Annotated in this window: 19 protein-coding genes; all 19 read left to right on the top strand. The window is 54.6% G+C overall.

Annotated elements, in window-relative coordinates; genetic code table 11:
- The first annotated feature begins 24 nt into the window (after positions 1-24).
- Positions 25-312, top strand: coding sequence for a YceD family protein (locus K6K13_RS23455; protein WP_286206769.1), 288 nt, complete (start codon positions 25-27; stop codon positions 310-312).
- A 16-nt stretch (positions 313-328) separates the two neighbouring features.
- Positions 329-499 (top strand): 50S ribosomal protein L32, encoded by a 171-nt coding sequence (rpmF, locus tag K6K13_RS12805; protein ID WP_009112338.1) that lies wholly within the window; start codon positions 329-331, stop codon positions 497-499.
- Between the two features lie 29 nt (positions 500-528).
- Complete coding sequence (plsX, locus tag K6K13_RS12800) at positions 529-1575, top strand: phosphate acyltransferase PlsX (RefSeq protein ID WP_222157376.1); 1047 nt, start codon at positions 529-531, stop codon at positions 1573-1575.
- A gap of 6 nt (positions 1576-1581) precedes the next feature.
- Positions 1582-2535 carry a beta-ketoacyl-ACP synthase III gene (locus K6K13_RS12795; RefSeq protein ID WP_222157375.1) on the top strand — a complete coding sequence of 318 codons (954 nt, stop codon included), beginning with the start codon at positions 1582-1584 and terminating at the stop codon, positions 2533-2535.
- 18 nt (positions 2536-2553) lie between these two features.
- A complete protein-coding gene (fabD, locus tag K6K13_RS12790) occupies positions 2554-3483 on the top strand; it encodes an ACP S-malonyltransferase (protein WP_222157374.1) in 930 nt (309 codons plus the stop codon).
- A gap of 13 nt (positions 3484-3496) precedes the next feature.
- The gene (gene fabG / locus K6K13_RS12785; RefSeq protein ID WP_222157373.1) at positions 3497-4231 is read left to right on the top strand and encodes a 3-oxoacyl-ACP reductase FabG; all 735 of its coding nucleotides are present in this window, start codon (positions 3497-3499) and stop codon (positions 4229-4231) included.
- Between the two features lie 154 nt (positions 4232-4385).
- Positions 4386-4622: an acyl carrier protein gene (gene acpP, locus K6K13_RS12780; protein WP_012765204.1), complete on the top strand. Its 237-nt coding sequence runs from the start codon at positions 4386-4388 to the stop codon at positions 4620-4622.
- Positions 4623-4704: 82 nt separating this feature from the next.
- A complete protein-coding gene (fabF, locus tag K6K13_RS12775; RefSeq protein WP_222157372.1) occupies positions 4705-5946 on the top strand; it encodes a beta-ketoacyl-ACP synthase II in 1242 nt (413 codons plus the stop codon).
- 196 nt (positions 5947-6142) lie between these two features.
- Entirely contained in the window at positions 6143-6943 is an 801-nt protein-coding gene (gene pabC / locus K6K13_RS12770; protein ID WP_222157371.1) for an aminodeoxychorismate lyase, read from the top strand.
- Positions 6944-6957: 14 nt separating this feature from the next.
- Complete coding sequence (gene mltG / locus K6K13_RS12765; RefSeq protein ID WP_222161076.1) at positions 6958-7983, top strand: endolytic transglycosylase MltG; 1026 nt, start codon at positions 6958-6960, stop codon at positions 7981-7983.
- Positions 7973-8641, top strand: coding sequence for a dTMP kinase (gene tmk / locus K6K13_RS12760; RefSeq protein WP_222157370.1), 669 nt, complete (start codon positions 7973-7975; stop codon positions 8639-8641). Before mltG ends, tmk begins: the two co-directional genes overlap by 11 nt.
- Before the next feature lie 2 nt (positions 8642-8643).
- Entirely contained in the window at positions 8644-9657 is a 1014-nt protein-coding gene (gene holB / locus K6K13_RS12755; RefSeq protein ID WP_222157369.1) for a DNA polymerase III subunit delta', read from the top strand.
- Between the two features lie 19 nt (positions 9658-9676).
- On the top strand, positions 9677-10474 hold the full coding sequence (locus K6K13_RS12750; protein ID WP_222157368.1) for a metal-dependent hydrolase: 798 nt from the start codon (positions 9677-9679) through the stop codon (positions 10472-10474).
- A 307-nt stretch (positions 10475-10781) separates the two neighbouring features.
- Positions 10782-12215, top strand: coding sequence for a PTS glucose transporter subunit IIBC (gene ptsG, locus K6K13_RS12745; RefSeq protein ID WP_222157367.1), 1434 nt, complete (start codon positions 10782-10784; stop codon positions 12213-12215).
- A 185-nt stretch (positions 12216-12400) separates the two neighbouring features.
- Positions 12401-12751 carry a purine nucleoside phosphoramidase gene (hinT, locus tag K6K13_RS12740; RefSeq protein ID WP_222157366.1) on the top strand — a complete coding sequence of 117 codons (351 nt, stop codon included), beginning with the start codon at positions 12401-12403 and terminating at the stop codon, positions 12749-12751.
- Positions 12752-12755: 4 nt separating this feature from the next.
- Positions 12756-13142, top strand: coding sequence for a YcfL family putative periplasmic lipoprotein (locus K6K13_RS12735; RefSeq protein ID WP_222157365.1), 387 nt, complete (start codon positions 12756-12758; stop codon positions 13140-13142).
- A gap of 20 nt (positions 13143-13162) precedes the next feature.
- Complete coding sequence (gene lpoB / locus K6K13_RS12730; RefSeq protein ID WP_222157364.1) at positions 13163-13741, top strand: penicillin-binding protein activator LpoB; 579 nt, start codon at positions 13163-13165, stop codon at positions 13739-13741.
- Positions 13722-14588 (top strand): phosphotransferase, encoded by an 867-nt coding sequence (locus tag K6K13_RS12725; protein WP_222157363.1) that lies wholly within the window; start codon positions 13722-13724, stop codon positions 14586-14588. The genes lpoB and K6K13_RS12725 overlap by 20 nt, the downstream gene beginning before the upstream one ends.
- 146 nt (positions 14589-14734) lie before the next feature.
- Positions 14735-15277, top strand: coding sequence for an alpha/beta hydrolase YcfP (ycfP, locus tag K6K13_RS12720; RefSeq protein WP_222157362.1), 543 nt, complete (start codon positions 14735-14737; stop codon positions 15275-15277).
- Positions 15278-15502: the final 225 nt, after the last annotated feature.

Genomic DNA, 15502 nt, shown 5'->3' with positions numbered 1-15502 from the left:
TGTGCCAGCGTTGCCAAAAGCCGTTTGAACATCAGATTCACACCACATTTTGTTTCAGTCCTGTCTGTCGTCAATGACGAGCAGGCAGAGGCTCTGCCGGAAGCGTATGAGCCAATCGATGTCGATGAGTTTGGCGAGGTCGATTTGCTGGCGATGGTTGAAGATGAGATTATTCTCGTATTGCCCATCGCTCCGGTACATGATTCTGAACACTGTGAAGTGTCCGAAGCGGACATGGTGTTTGGTAAACTGCCTGAAGAGGCGGAGAAACCAAACCCGTTTGCCGTATTAGCCAGTTTAAAGCGTAAGTAATTAAGGAGTAAGGTCCATGGCCGTACAACAGAACAAACCTAGCCGTTCCAAACGTGGTATGCGTCGTGCTCACGATGCGCTGACCACCTCTTCTGTTTCCGTAGACAAAGTTTCTGGCGAAACTCATCTGCGTCACCACATCACTGCGGATGGCTACTACCGCGGTCGCAAGGTTATTGCCAAATAATTCTCACGAATTATTAGCAAGGCAATACCTTGACACACCTCACATTGGCGTTAGATGCAATGGGCGGGGACGTCGGTCCCTGCGTAACGGTGCCTGCGGCATTGCAGGCACTGGCTTCTAATCCGGGTCTTCACTTGTTATTGGTCGGCGATCCCGCTGCGCTTCATCCATTACTCGCCAAAGTCGATTCTGCGTTATTGTCCCGGTTGGAAATTGTGCCGGCTGAATCGGTTATTGCGAGTGATGCGCGTCCGTCGCAGGCGATCCGTGCCAGTCGTGGTACGTCGATGCGCATTGCGCTGGAACTGATAAAAACGGGTAGGGCACAGGCGTGCGTGAGTGCAGGAAATACCGGTGCCCTGATTGGGCTGGCGAAACTCCTGCTCAAGCCGTTGGAAGGTATCGATCGTCCTGCTTTGGTGACGGTGTTGCCGCATCAGCAGCAGGGCAAAACGGTGGTGCTGGATTTGGGTGCCAACGTCGAGTGTGACAGCGCGCAATTGGTTCAGTTTGCCGTGATGGGTTCAGTGATGGCCGAAGAAGTGCTGTCGCTGCGCAATCCGCGCGTTGCCCTGCTGAACATCGGCGAAGAAGAGACCAAAGGCCTGGCCGCGATTCGCGATGCGGCCGCGCAGTTAAAGAATACGCCCTCGATTAACTATATTGGTTATCTTGAAGGCAATGAGTTGCTGACGGGTAAAACCGACGTGATGGTCTGTGACGGCTTTGTGGGTAATGTCACATTGAAGACGATGGAAGGCGTGGTAAGGATGTTCCTGTCACTGCTTAAATCGTCGTCGACGGATGTCGGACGTAAAGCAAAGCAAGCGTGGTGGCTCACGTTGATCGGCCGTTTTATCCAAAGACGATTGGCGAAACGGTTCGGTCATCTCAATCCTGATCAATATAATGGCGCATGTCTGTTAGGGCTGCGGGGCACCGTGATAAAAAGCCATGGCGCGGCAAACCAGCGGGCGTTTGCCGTCGCTATCGAACAGGCAATGCAGGCGGTGCAGCGGCAACTTCCCGACCGGATTGCGGCGCGCCTGAAAACTGTATTACCCAAGAGTGACTGAGCGTACATGTATACTAAAATAATCGGAACGGGCAGCTTTTTGCCTGAACAAATCAGGACGAACGCTGATTTAGAACAATTGGTCGACACTTCCGATGAGTGGATTGTGACGCGCACCGGTATCCGTGAGCGCCGCATTGCCGGGCCGGATGAAAACGTGGCGACCATGGGACATCAGGCCGCGCTAAACGCGCTGGAGATGGCGGGCATCGATAAGGACAAAATTGGTTTGCTGATTGTCGCAACCACGTCCTCGACGCACGCGTTTCCGAGTGCCGCGTGTCAGGTTCAGCAGATGCTGGAGATCCGTGACACCATCGCCTTTGACGTTGCTGCGGCTTGCGCAGGGTTTACCTATGCGCTCAGCATTGCCGATCAATACATCAAAAACGGCGCGGTAGATTACGCGCTGGTGATTGGCTCAGACACGCTGGCGCGCACGCTGGATCCGGCCGATCGCGGTACCCTCATTCTGTTTGGTGATGGTGCGGGCGCGGTCGTGTTGGGTCAGTCTGAACAACCCGGTATCCTGTCAACCCACCTGCACGCGGATGGCCGCTACGGTCATTTATTGACGCTGCCTCATCAGGATCGTGCGCATCAGGATCAGCCTGCCTATCTGACCATGGCTGGCAACGAAGTGTTCAAAGTCGCCGTGACGGAATTGGCGCATATCGTTGAAGAAACGCTGCATGCCGCACAACTCGATAAGAGCGAGTTGGACTGGTTGGTGCCGCATCAGGCGAACCTGCGCATCATCAGTGCCACGGCGAAGAAATTGGGTATGGGCATGGACAAGGTTGTGGTGACACTCGATCGCCACGGCAATACGTCGGCCGCTTCCGTACCCAGCGCGCTGGATGAAGCCGTGCGCGATGGTCGGATAAAACCCGGTCAGTTGATCCTGCTGGAAGCCTTTGGCGGCGGGTTCACCTGGGGTTCTGCGCTGGTTCGTTTTTGATCAAACGGGACGTTTAATATGACGCAATTTGCAATGGTATTTCCGGGGCAAGGTTCCCAGACAGTCGGCATGCTGGCTGAGCTGGCAGCACAATACCCGGTAGTACAAGACACCTTTGCTCAGGCTTCTGAGGTATTGGGTTATGACTTGTGGCAGCTCACTGCACAAGGCCCGGCGGAAGAACTGAATAAAACCTGGCAAACCCAACCAGCACTGCTGACAGCGTCGGTGGCGATTTGGCGGGTGTGGCAGCAGCAGGGCGGCAAACAGCCCGCGCTGATGGCCGGCCACAGTCTGGGTGAATATTCGGCGCTGGTGTGCGCCGGTGCTCTGGACTTTCAGGAAGCGGTGCGTCTGGTTGAGTTGCGCGGCAAACTGATGCAGGAAGCCGTGCCGGAAGGCACGGGCGCGATGTACGCCATCATTGGTCTGGATAATGATGCCATTGCCGCTGCCTGTGAAGCGTCTGCTGAGGGGCAAGTGGTTTCTCCGGTGAATTTCAACTCGCCGGGACAGGTAGTGATTGCGGGTAACAAAGAAGCCGTTGAGCGTGCCGGTGTCGCTTGCAAAGCTGCCGGGGCCAAGCGTGCGTTGCCGCTGCCGGTCAGTGTGCCCTCCCACTGCGCGTTGATGATGCCTGCGGCAGAAAAACTGGCAGAAGCGTTAAAAACAATTACAGTTACTACGCCAGCCATTCCTGTGGTCAACAATGTTGACGCGCGTAGTGAAACCGATCCTGATGCCATTCGTGCGGCGCTGGTGAAACAGCTTTATAGCCCGGTACGTTGGACCGAGTGTGTCTCCTACGTTGCAGCTCAAGGCGTTGAGAGCCTGCTGGAAGTGGGGCCGGGCAAAGTGTTGACCGGGCTGACAAAACGTATTGTTGACACCCTGAGTGCGGCGGCGTTTAACGACCCGGCCTCACTGGCTGCGGCCCTGGAACAATAAAACGGAGAGTACCATGAGCTTTGAAGGAAAAATCGCCCTGGTAACGGGTGCAAGCCGCGGTATTGGCCGTGCGATCGCAGAAACGCTGGTAGCGCGCGGTGCCACTGTAGTGGGAACCGCGACCAGCGAAAATGGCGCGCAAGTCATCAGTGAGTGGTTGGGTGCCAATGGCAAAGGGTATATGCTTAACGTCGCCGATCAGGCGTCCGTTGAGGCTGTATTAACAGCGATTCGTGCGGATTTCGGTGAAATCGACATTTTGGTCAACAACGCTGGCATTACGCGTGATAACCTGTTGATGCGAATGAAAGACGACGAGTGGCAAGATATCATCGACACCAACCTGACATCGGTATTCCGTCTGTCAAAAGCCGTGTTGCGTGCCATGATGAAAAAACGTTTTGGTCGTATCGTTACCATCGGCTCCGTCGTCGGGACCATGGGGAACGGCGGACAGGCGAACTATGCGGCGGCGAAAGCGGGCCTGATTGGCTTTAGCAAGTCGCTGGCGCGTGAAGTGGCCTCACGCGGCATTACTGTCAATGTGGTTGCGCCAGGTTTTATTGAAACCGATATGACGCAGGCATTGACAGAAGAACAACGTGCAGGCATTTTGAGCCAGGTTCCTGCGAACCGTCTTGGGGACGCGAAAGAGATCGCCAGTGCTGTTGCTTTTTTGGCCTCCGATGAGGCTGGTTATATTACGGGTGAGACATTGCATGTCAACGGCGGCATGTATATGATCTAAATAGCTCGGAATTTATTTGCGTTATTTGCGGTGAAAACCGCAAAATAGCACAAAATCGTGGTTAGACCAGCCGGGATTTTGTTGCATCTTTTTCAACATTTTATACACTACGAAAACCATCGCGAAAGCGAGTTTTGATAGGAAATTTAAGAGTATGAGCACTATCGAAGAACGCGTTAAGAAAATCATCGTTGAACAGCTTGGTGTTAAACCGGAAGAAGTGGTTAACAACGCTTCCTTCGTTGATGACCTCGGCGCTGATTCTCTTGACACCGTTGAGCTGGTAATGGCGCTGGAAGAAGAATTTGATACTGAAATTCCAGACGAAGAAGCAGAAAAAATCACAACTGTTCAGGCAGCCATTGATTTTATTCAGGCTAACCAGCAGTAAGCGAACATATCTAGGCGGTCATTCGACCGCCTAAGTTTTCTTTGTCCCGCAGTGTCATATTTTCCCTCCCTGGAGGACAAGCGTGTCTAAGCGTCGTGTAGTTGTGACCGGACTGGGCATGTTAACTCCTGTCGGCAATACAGTTGAGTCCACCTGGACTGCTCTTCTTGCCGGTCAGAGTGGCATCAGCCCGATCGACCATTTCGATACTACTGCCTATGCAACTCGTTTTGCTGGCTTAGTAAAGGATTTCAATAGTGAGGATTTCATCTCGCGCAAAGAAGCGCGCAAGATGGATGCCTTTATCCAATACGGTGTTGCCGCGGGCATTAACGCCATGCGCGATTCCGGTATTGAAGTAACGGAAGAAAACGCGACGCGCTTCGGTGCGGCGATCGGTTCCGGCATTGGTGGCTTGGGGCTCATTGAAGAGAACCACAGTTCACTGGTGAACGGCGGTCCGCGTAAAATCAGTCCGTTCTTTGTCCCTTCTACCATTGTTAACATGGTTGCAGGGCATCTGAGCATCATGTTCGGACTGCGTGGTCCGAGTATTTCCATTGCCACCGCCTGTACTTCTGGCGTGCATAATATCGGCCATGCGGCGCGCATCATTGCTTACAACGATGCAGATATCATGCTGGCTGGTGGTGCAGAAAAAGCCAGTACGCCTCTGGGCGTTGGTGGCTTTGGCGCAGCTCGTGCGCTGTCCACGCGTAACGATAATCCTCAGGCGGCAAGCCGTCCGTGGGATAAAGATCGTGACGGTTTCGTGCTGGGTGACGGCGCCGGGATCATGGTGCTGGAAGAGTATGAACATGCGAAGAAACGCGGCGCGAAAATTTACGCTGAAATCGTTGGCTTCGGCATGAGCAGCGATGCCTATCACATGACGTCACCGCCGGAAAACGGTGCTGGTGCAGCGTTGGCGATGCAAAATGCCCTGCGCGATGCCGGTATCACGCCGTCTCAGATTGGGTATATCAATGCGCATGGCACCTCAACGCCAGCGGGCGATCTGGCGGAAACGCACGCAGTGAAATCTGTGTTTGGTGAACAAGCGAGCCGTGTAATGGTAAGCTCAACCAAATCCATGACCGGTCACCTGTTAGGGGCTGCGGGTGCTGTGGAATCTATCTTCACGGCGCTGGCGTTGCGCGATCAGGCTGTTCCGCCGACCATCAATCTGGATAATCCCGACGACGGTTGCGATCTGGACTTTGTACCGCATGAAGCTCGTCAGGTTTCCGATATGGAGTACACGCTGTGTAACTCCTTCGGTTTTGGCGGCACTAACGGTTCGCTGGTATTCCGCCGCGTGTAATGGCGCTGCGATACCGCTAAAAGCCCGGGCAACCGGGTTTTTTTTTGCCTGTCACTCGCCATTGTGGACAGGGCATAATTCAGAACGCGCCCCTTGTTGGCGTCATGGGTTACTGGCACTCTGGACGTCACGCGGTTGCCTCTACCCTCGGGGGGGGGACATCGGCGTTCATGAACCTGTTGGGTGAGGACAGCGAATGTTTTGGATAAATGGCCAGGCGCAAGCGCAGATAGCCGTTATTGATCGTGGCCTTCAGTATGGTGACGGGTGCTTCACCACGGCACGCGTGCTGGACGGCAAGATCGTATGGCTGCCATTGCATATGGCACGGTTGCGGCAGGACACGGCGCGTTTACAAATTCCGTATGCGGCATGGGATATACTGCATGTCGAAATGGAACGGGCGGCGCAGGGCGTGGAGCAAGGCGTAGTGAAAACCATCTTGACGCGTGGCAGTGGCGGCCGAGGTTACAGTACGCTGTCGTGTAGCGAACCAACACGTATTGTCATGCAGACTGGCTATCCTGCTCATTACACCGCCTGGCGCAGGCAGGGTATTGCCCTTGGTATCAGCCCGGTCGCGTTGGGGCGCAACCCACGACTGGCAGGCATTAAACACCTGAACCGGCTGGAGCAGATCCTGATACGCCAGGAGATGGAGGCGCAAGGTGTCGATGATGTGGTGGTGCTTGACACTGAGGGCTGCCTGGTGGAATGCTGTGCGGCTAATTTGTTTTGGCGCAAAGGCTATCAGGTATTTACGCCGGATTTGTCATTCGCGGGCGTGAACGGCGTGGCGCGTCAGCAGGTGATGACCCGCTTGGCCCAGTACCCCGATTATCAGCTACAGGTAGTGCGCGAACCTGTGACGACGCTCGCCGATGCTGATGAAGTGTTTGTTTGTAATGCATTGATGCCGGTGCTTCCGGTCAATCAAATTGATACCTGGTGTTATCGCTCCAGAGCGTTGTACCAACTACTGAGCCCTAACGGTTAGTCGATGGTTGAATGATGAAAAGAAAGAAAACGCTATTTTTCCTGCTGGGGGTGATGGTACTCGCCTCGGCACTCGGCGCTGCATGGCATAACCTGCAACAGTTTGCCCGTTCACCGCTGCTGATTGAACAAGAGACCATTTTCACCCTCCCAGCCGGAACCGGTAGAGAAGCGCTGGAAACCTCGCTGACAGAACAGCAGGTGATCCCTCCAACGGTGCTGTTTCAATGGTTGTTGCGCGTGGAGCCCGAATTGGCAAAGTTCAAAGCGGGCACCTATCGCTTGATGCCGGGCATGACGGTGCGGGAGATGTTAGCGCTGCTGGCGAGCGGCAAAGAGGCGCAGTTCTCTATTCGTTTTGTCGAAGGATCGCGGCTGCGTGACTGGCTGGAAACGTTGAAAACCGCACCCTACCTGACGCACAGCGTGCAGGATAAAACGCCGCAAGAGATTGCTGCTCTGTTGGACATCAAAGAGACGGAAAATCCGGAAGGGTGGCTCTACCCTGACACCTACCTCTATACCGCAGGCACGCGCGATAGCGATCTGCTGCTGCGCGCGCATCATCGCATGCGTAATGCGGTGGATGGCGTGTGGAAAAATCGCGAAGCGGGCTTGCCTTATGCATCGCCGGAAGAACTGCTGACCATGGCTTCCATCGTGGAAAAAGAGACGGCAGTCAAAGAGGAGCGCCCTCAGGTCGCGTCGGTGTTTGTGAATCGTCTACGCGCCGGCATGCGTCTGCAAACCGATCCTACCGTGATTTATGGTATGGGTGAGGATTATCATGGTGTGATAACGCGTAGCGCGCTGGACACCGCCACGCCGTATAATACCTATGTGATTGCCGGGTTGCCGCCGACGCCAATCGCCATGCCGAGCCGAGCTGCACTTGAAGCTGCCGCGCATCCGGCAAAAACAGATTATCTTTATTTTGTGGCGGACGGGAAGGGGGGGCACCGTTTCACGACCAACCTTGCCGATCATAACCGTGCAGTGCGCGCTTACCGCTCAACGCTGAAGGACCGGGATGAACAGTAAATTTATCGTGATTGAAGGATTGGAAGGCGCAGGTAAAACCAGTGCGCAGAATACCGTATTAGCAACCTTACGGGCGCACGGCGTGCAGGATGTGGTTTTTACCCGCGAGCCGGGCGGTACGCCGCTGGCCGAGCGACTCCGTGACCTGATAAAACAGGGGGCCGACGACGAGAGAATCACCGATAAAGCGGAGTTATTGATGCTTTATGCCGCACGTGTACAACTGGTAGACAACGTCATCAAACCTGCCTTGGCGCGTGGCAGTTGGGTGATTGGCGATCGCCACGATCTCTCCTCGCAGGCTTATCAGGGCGGCGGACGCGGTATGGATCAACCGCTCATGCAGTCACTGCGTGATACCGTGCTGGGCACATTTCGTCCCGATCTTACGTTGTACCTTGATATTCCCCCGGAGCAGGGACTGGCGCGCGCGCGCCAACGCGGTGCGCTTGACCGTATTGAGCAAGAATCGCTGGATTTCTTCGCCCGTACCCGTGCACGTTATCAGGCGCTGGCTGCCACCGATGCCACCATCGTTACCATTGATGCCTCACAACCGTTGAACAGGGTGAGTGCGGATATTGAAGCCGCGCTGGTGCAGTGGCTTGGTCAGCAACAGGCACCTGATGCCGCGCCGTTGTCGGTACAGGAGCGCTAAGCATGGAATGGTATCCCTGGCTGAATGGGCCCTATCGACAACTGATTGAGGGATATCAGGAGGGACGGGCGCACCACGCGGTATTGCTGCACGCGTTGCCGGGTATGGGACGCGAATCGCTGGTGTATGCGTTATCAAGACGCGTTCTGTGCCAGAAGCCCGAGGGCATGAAAAGCTGCGGTGAATGCCATTCCTGTAAATTGATGATGGCGGGCACGCACCCGGACTGGTATGCCCTAAGCCCGGAAAAGGGCAAACAGACGTTAGGGGTTGATGCGATACGCAGCGTATTGGAAAACCTCTATCAGCGTTCGCGGCAGGGCGGTGCCAAGCTGGTATGGATTGAAAACAGCGAGCAGTTGACGGAAGCGGCGGCCAATGCGTTGTTAAAAACCCTGGAAGAGCCGCCAGAAGCGACCTATTTTTTGCTGGGTTGTCATGAACCAACGCGTTTGCTGGCGACACTGCGCAGCCGCTGCCTGCACCTTTATCTGCCTACGCCTGACGAAGCGCAGAGCGTGGTCTGGCTCAATAAACGACACCCTGCTTCTGAGCAGGCGCTGCAAACCGCGCTGCGTTTGCAGGCCGGTGCACCGCTAGCGGCTGAGCACCTGCTGCAAGACGATACCGCACGCCAGCGCACGGCATTATGTCAGGCGCTGGCAAACGCGGTGCCAGCACGTGCGTTTTATTCGTTGTTGCCACAACTGAACCACGACGATGCACCGGAGCGTATTCACTGGCTCTCCTCGCTGCTGCTGGATGCGTTAAAAATACAGCGTGGAGCCGCGAGTGCGCGCGTCAACCTCGATCAGGATGCGCTGATCGCGCTGTTAGCCAACCAGTTGTCCGCGGCGGAAATCGACGCCGTGCTTGCTCGTTGGCTGCGCTGCCGCCATCAACTCCTGACGGTGACAGGCGTAAACCGTGAACTCCTGCTGGCTGATGTGTTACTGGAATGGGAACAACGGTTCCAGACGGCAAGCCTTAATGTCCTCCCTTCTTTCTCTGTTTGATAAGCGTTGAGTAAATAGCATGTTATTAGTGGATTCGCATTGCCACCTTGATGGCCTGGATTATCAATCTTTGCATAAAGATGTGTCTGATGTGTTGGCTAAAGCGCGGGCGCGTGACGTCGGCTTTGTGCTGGCGGTAGCAACCACGCTGCCGGGTTTTCGCACCATGCGTGAACTGATCGGCGATCGCCCGGGAGTGGCCTATTCATGTGGTGTACACCCTCTCAATCAGGACGCGCCGTATGATTATGCCGAGTTACGCCAACTGGCAGCCGATGCGCGCGTGGTGGCGATGGGAGAAACCGGTCTTGATTACCATTACCAACCGGAAACACAGGTGCAGCAGCGTTATTCCTTTCGGGAACACATTCGCATCGGCTGTGAGTTAAACAAGCCGGTTATCGTACATACCCGTTCGGCGCGTCAGGATACCCTTGATATCCTGAAAGAAGAGGGAGTAGAGCGCTGTGGCGGTGTGCTGCACTGCTTCACTGAAGATATCGCGACGGCGCGTACGCTGCTGGATATGGGCTTCTATATCTCATTTTCAGGCATTGTGACCTTTCGTAATGCAGACGAACTTCGTGACGTTGCCCGCTTTGTTCCGCTGGACCGCCTGCTGGTTGAAACCGATTCACCCTGGTTGGCGCCGGTGCCGTTTCGTGGCAAAGAGAACCAGCCGGCCTATGTGCGCGATGTTGCCGAGTATCTGGCCGTGCTAAAAGGGGTTGATATCGCACAATTAGCGGCAACGACCACAGACAATTTCTCCCGCCTGTTCCACATCGATTCACAGCGGTTGACCGCCGCAGTCTAGTGTTTACAATGGCCGAGTTTTTTTGTGCCGCGTAATTAATTGATGCTTACCTGTGCGCTGGTTGGTGATTTCACCACCAGTGACAGAAGCTCTGCCTGCCTGTTACGTACAGAAATAGTGATTTTGTGCGCTACTCGACCTGCTGGCGCAATGAAACGTGATAGCAGTCAAACATTGAATGATTCATTTATTTTACTCTGCGTAAAAATTAAAAGAGGGATAAATCCCTCAAATAACAAAGGGTATCCTCCCCGCCTTTTGTTGCTATAACGCCGTAAAGCACTATTACTCAGGAGCACACTCAATTATGTTCAAGAATGCATTTGCCAACCTGCAAAAAGTAGGTAAGTCGCTGATGCTGCCTGTTTCCGTACTGCCCATTGCAGGTATCCTGCTGGGCGTCGGATCGGCCAACTTTAGCTGGCTGCCGGCCATCGTCTCAAGCGTGATGGCGCAAGCGGGTGACTCCGTATTCGCCAATATGCCACTGATTTTTGCCATCGGCGTTGCCCTCGGTTTTACCAATAACGATGGGGTTTCAGCGCTGGCGGCCGTTGTTGCCTACGGCATTATGGTGAAGACGATGGCTGCGGTGGCTCCACTCGTGCTGCAACTGCCGCCTGAAGTGATCATCAAACAGCACCTGGCGGATACCGGGGTACTCGGCGGGATCATCGCAGGCTCGATTGCGGCTTACATGTTCAACCGTTTCTACCGCATCCAGTTGCCGGAATACCTGGGCTTCTTTGCCGGTAAGCGCTTTGTGCCGATTATCTCTGGCCTGACGGCGATCATCACCGGCGTGGTGCTCTCCTTTATCTGGCCACCGGTAGGGACCGCAATCCAGACGTTCTCGCATTGGGCAGCCTATCAGAACCCGGTGCTGGCATTTGGTCTGTACGGTATTGTTGAACGTTCGCTGGTGCCGTTTGGGTTGCACCATATTTGGAACGTGCCGTTCCAGATGCAGATCGGTGAGTTCACCAACGCGGCGGGCCAGGTGTTCCATGGTGACATCCCACGTTACATGGCCGGAGACCCGACTGCGGGTAAACTGGCAGGCGGCTTCCTGTTTAAAATGTACGGTTTGCCTGCGGCAGCGATTGCCATCTGGCACTCAGCCAAGCCGGAGAATCGGGCTAAAGTGGGCGGCATTATGCTCTCTGCGGCGCTGACCTCGTTCCTGACCGGGATCACTGAACCGATTGAGTTCTCCTTCCTGTTTGTGGCACCGATCCTGTACGTGATCCATGCCATTCTGGCGGGCCTGGCGTTCCCCATCTGTATCCTGCTGGGGATGCGTGATGGCACCAGCTTCTCCCACGGATTGATCGACTTCGTGGTACTGAGCGGTAACGGCAGCAATCTGTGGCTGTTCCCGATCGTTGGCTTGTGCTATGCGCTGGCTTACTACACCATCTTCCGCGTACTGATTGCCAAACTGAATCTTAAAACGCCGGGCCGCGAAGAGAGTACTGCTGAACAGTCTGCGCAGAACAACAGTGAAATGGCCGCGGCACTGGTGACGGCATTCGGTGGCAAAGCGAACATCACCAATTTGGACGCTTGTATTACGCGTCTGCGCGTCAGCGTCGGTGATGTAGCCAAAGTGGATCAGGCAGGTCTGAAAAAACTGGGTGCAGCCGGCGTTGTTGTTGCAGGCTCCGGTGTACAGGCGATTTTTGGTACTAAATCTGACAACCTGAAAACGGATATGGACGATTACATTCGTAATCATTGATTCGTTGTCCGGGGAGTGATAAAGGGAGCGTAAGCTCCCTTTTTTATTGGGCGCAAGCCCGTGGTGAACGCGCTGAAATTCAAACGTCTGAATAAGAAAAAACAGAAAGAAGGTTGAAAGCAACCGAAAGAGTCACTCATACTGCCGTAACCGTTCGGCATTACACGTTTACAAGGAACTCAAACATGGCTGAAGAAACCATTTTCAGTAAAATTATCCGCCGGGAAATTCCTTCCGACATCGTCTATCAGGATGAACTGGTGACTGCCTTTCGTGACATCGCTCCCCGTACACCAACGCACGTTCTGATCGTGCCTAACGTGCTGATTCCGAACGTAAACGATGTGTTGCCTGAGCATGAGCAGGCGCTCGGGCGATTGTTTACTGTTGCGAGCAAGATTGCGCACGACGAAGGCATCGATGAAGACGGTTATCGTCTGATCGTTAACTGCAATCGCCATGGCGGCCAGGAGGTCTATCATATTCATATGCACCTGCTGGGTGGACGTCCTTTGGGGCCGTTGTTGTCGGACTAACTTCATGAACTTCCAGATTGTGCGTGGCCTGTTATCTGCGGTATTGGTGTTGGGGGCCGTTGCGTGTTCCAGCAAACCGCCCGTGTTGACCATCAACGAGCGGCAAACGTTAGTGCTTGATGCCTCTCTGCTGTCCGCAGGGATTACGGCATCAAAACCCGATCTGACCACGCGCAGTGAGGGGGGAAGTGCCTGGGCGGTGCTGCGCAATACCTCATCCCAGGCCGTGGCGGTGCAGTACCGTTTCTACTGGTATGACGGAAAAGGGTTAGATGTGCTGCCTTATGACGAGGTGCGCAGCGTTCTGGTGCAAGCACAGAGCGAAGTGCGTATCTCCGGCGCGCATGAGGGGCAGAATGTTCAGCAAGTCCGCCTCCATCTGTTTCTGTAAAAGCGTTTAGAGAGGAAAGCATGAAAAAGTATCTTGTGCTGCTGTTCGGGGCGATGGTGTTGACCGGATGTATGACCCGTCCGCCAGAACAACAGCCACCGGCGCAGATCGAACCGGTGCAACCGTCGCTGCCGGAAGTTGTCACCCCGCCGCCGGGACAGCCAGTGCCTACGCCTCCGAAAATTCAAACCCTGAACTGGGATGACAGCGTCGGACCGTTAGTGGCACAAATGCGGCAGGCCAGCGGCGTCGCACCCGGCAGTATCCTGCTGGTTGACAGCGTGAAGAACAACACCAACGGTTCGCTGCCGGTCGCGAAGGCAACAGCGGCAATTTACGCAGCGCTAAGCAACGGCAACGCGTTCACACTGGTGCCGCGTGAACAGGTGGCCGTGGCGAAACAGACGCTGGGGTTATCGGCAGAGGACAGTCTGGGCTCGCGCACCAAGGCGATTGGCCTGGCGCGCTACGTGAGCGCGCAGTATGTGCTCTACAGCGATGTAAGCGGTGATGTGAAAACCCCGCAGTTGGATATGCAACTGATGCTGGTGCAAACCGGCGAAATCGTGTGGTCGGGAAATGGTGCCGTCCAACAGTAAAGTGGCGCTTGAACGTCTGCTTGCGCAACACTTTCCGGCGGTCGATACCGCCGGTTTTCATTTCGATGCCGTGAACGGTTCGGGACGCGGTTGCTGGCGCGTTCGCGTGGGTGATCGTCAACTGCTGGCGCGGCCGCAAACCACCGGGGCAGCGCAGCTCGGTGTCTTCAGGCAGCGTGAATACCGGGTGTTACGTCAACTCTCAGCACGGCAGCTTGCCCCTAAACCTGTTGTATACCGCGACGGCTGGCTCATTGTGGAATGGGCCGAAGGGACGACGACGTCTGCGCAGGATTTTTCCTGCGTATTGGAAAACGGATCGCTGTCACAACTGCTCAGCCAACTTCATCGCCTACCGTGTTGTGGTTTTCGTTTGAATTTGCCGATGCAGTTTACCCACCATTGGCAAAACATGGATCCGCGTCGGCGCTCGCCTGCGCTGTTGCGCTGGCACCACCATTTTCAGCGTAAAGCTCCGCCTGACTTGCTCGCGTGGGCACCTTTGCATCTTGACGTGCATAGCGAAAATGTCTTGATCACGCCGCAGGGGTCGCTGCTGCTTATCGATTGGGAATACGCTGCCGATGGTGACATTGGACTGGAACTGGCGCTGCTGGTGCGTGGCAACGGACTTGATGTTGAGTCACAACGGCACTTGCTGCGAACCTACCAACAGCAGCGCCCGGGGTTGTGCGCGCAGGCATTGAACGCATCGGTTCAACAGTGGCTGCCCTGGGCCGATTATCTTATTCTGATGTGGTGTGAGGTGTGCTGGCATCAAACGGGACAAACGGCGTTTTTAGCGGCAGGTTCTGCATCGCGTCGTGCTCTCGGACTTAATGTGTAATCTGGATGAGTGATCCACACCTGCGCGTCAGATAACCTGTCATCGGTCAATGCAGGCACGATCCATCAGGTGTATTATCAAAAAGCGTTTGCTCGCGGTAATGAGGCGACGTCTGGCATTGGCCGTAACCGGAGGATGGAGTTCAGATGATTATCTACTTGCATGGCTTTGATTCCACTAGCCCTGGTAACCATGAAAAAGTGTTGCAGTTGCAGTTTATTGACCAGGACGTTGAGCTGTTGAGCTACAGTACGCTTCATCCCCGGCATGATATGCAACATTTACTCAAACAGGTCGACAAGCTGATCCAGCGTGCGCAGGACGAGCGTCCGCTGATTTGTGGTGTAGGGCTGGGTGGTTTTTGGGCTGAACGTATCGGCTTTTTATGTGATATTCGTCAGGTCATTTTCAATCCAAACCTGTTCCCGCAAGAGAATATGGCAGGAAAAATCGACAGGCCTGAAGAGTATGCCGACATTGCCACCAAGTGTGTCGCCAATTTCCGTGAGAAGAATCGCGATCGCTGTCTGACCGTGCTGTCGCGCAACGATGAAATGCTGGACAGCCAGCGCAGTGCCGCGCTGTTGGGGTCGTTCTACGAAGTGATTTGGGACGATCTCCAGACACATAAATTCAAGAGTATCTCGCCGCACCTTCAGCGCATTAAGGCGTTTAAAACGCTCGGTTGATCGCTAACAACCCCTTCCATTTTTCCCTGCCACGGCGTTTGACGTGCATCGTCTAACGTCGTGTGTCCTATACTGACATCACCACCTACAAAATAATTTGATGAATTCAAAAGAAAATTTTTTGCTGCGAATCAAGTGGATAAAAAATAAATTGATATATATCAATTTTGGTATGACCAAATGACCTGGCGTGCTATTCTTCCCTCAGATTTTGCATTTAACTTA

The sequence above is a fragment of the Symbiopectobacterium purcellii genome (assembly GCF_019797845.1).
Taxonomy (GTDB): Bacteria; Pseudomonadota; Gammaproteobacteria; order Enterobacterales; family Enterobacteriaceae; genus Symbiopectobacterium; species Symbiopectobacterium purcellii.
This window is presented reverse-complemented; position numbering and strand designations above follow the sequence as displayed.

Excerpts from the sequence above, each read along its gene's own strand:
- rpmF (WP_009112338.1), top strand. The coding sequence starts at position 329 with ATGGCCGTACAACAGAACAAACCTAGCCGTTCCAAACGTGGTATGCGT.
- K6K13_RS12795 (WP_222157375.1), top strand. The coding sequence starts at position 1,582 with ATGTATACTAAAATAATCGGAACGGGCAGCTTTTTGCCTGAACAAATC.
- fabD (WP_222157374.1), top strand. The coding sequence starts at position 2,554 with ATGACGCAATTTGCAATGGTATTTCCGGGGCAAGGTTCCCAGACAGTC.
- fabG (WP_222157373.1), top strand. The coding sequence starts at position 3,497 with ATGAGCTTTGAAGGAAAAATCGCCCTGGTAACGGGTGCAAGCCGCGGT.
- acpP (WP_012765204.1), top strand. The coding sequence starts at position 4,386 with ATGAGCACTATCGAAGAACGCGTTAAGAAAATCATCGTTGAACAGCTT.
- pabC (WP_222157371.1), top strand. The coding sequence starts at position 6,143 with ATGTTTTGGATAAATGGCCAGGCGCAAGCGCAGATAGCCGTTATTGAT.
- mltG (WP_222161076.1), top strand. The coding sequence starts at position 6,958 with ATGAAAAGAAAGAAAACGCTATTTTTCCTGCTGGGGGTGATGGTACTC.
- tmk (WP_222157370.1), top strand. The coding sequence starts at position 7,973 with ATGAACAGTAAATTTATCGTGATTGAAGGATTGGAAGGCGCAGGTAAA.
- holB (WP_222157369.1), top strand. The coding sequence starts at position 8,644 with ATGGAATGGTATCCCTGGCTGAATGGGCCCTATCGACAACTGATTGAG.
- K6K13_RS12750 (WP_222157368.1), top strand. The coding sequence starts at position 9,677 with ATGTTATTAGTGGATTCGCATTGCCACCTTGATGGCCTGGATTATCAA.
- ptsG (WP_222157367.1), top strand. The coding sequence starts at position 10,782 with ATGTTCAAGAATGCATTTGCCAACCTGCAAAAAGTAGGTAAGTCGCTG.
- hinT (WP_222157366.1), top strand. The coding sequence starts at position 12,401 with ATGGCTGAAGAAACCATTTTCAGTAAAATTATCCGCCGGGAAATTCCT.
- K6K13_RS12735 (WP_222157365.1), top strand. The coding sequence starts at position 12,756 with ATGAACTTCCAGATTGTGCGTGGCCTGTTATCTGCGGTATTGGTGTTG.
- lpoB (WP_222157364.1), top strand. The coding sequence starts at position 13,163 with ATGAAAAAGTATCTTGTGCTGCTGTTCGGGGCGATGGTGTTGACCGGA.
- K6K13_RS12725 (WP_222157363.1), top strand. The coding sequence starts at position 13,722 with ATGGTGCCGTCCAACAGTAAAGTGGCGCTTGAACGTCTGCTTGCGCAA.
- ycfP (WP_222157362.1), top strand. The coding sequence starts at position 14,735 with ATGATTATCTACTTGCATGGCTTTGATTCCACTAGCCCTGGTAACCAT.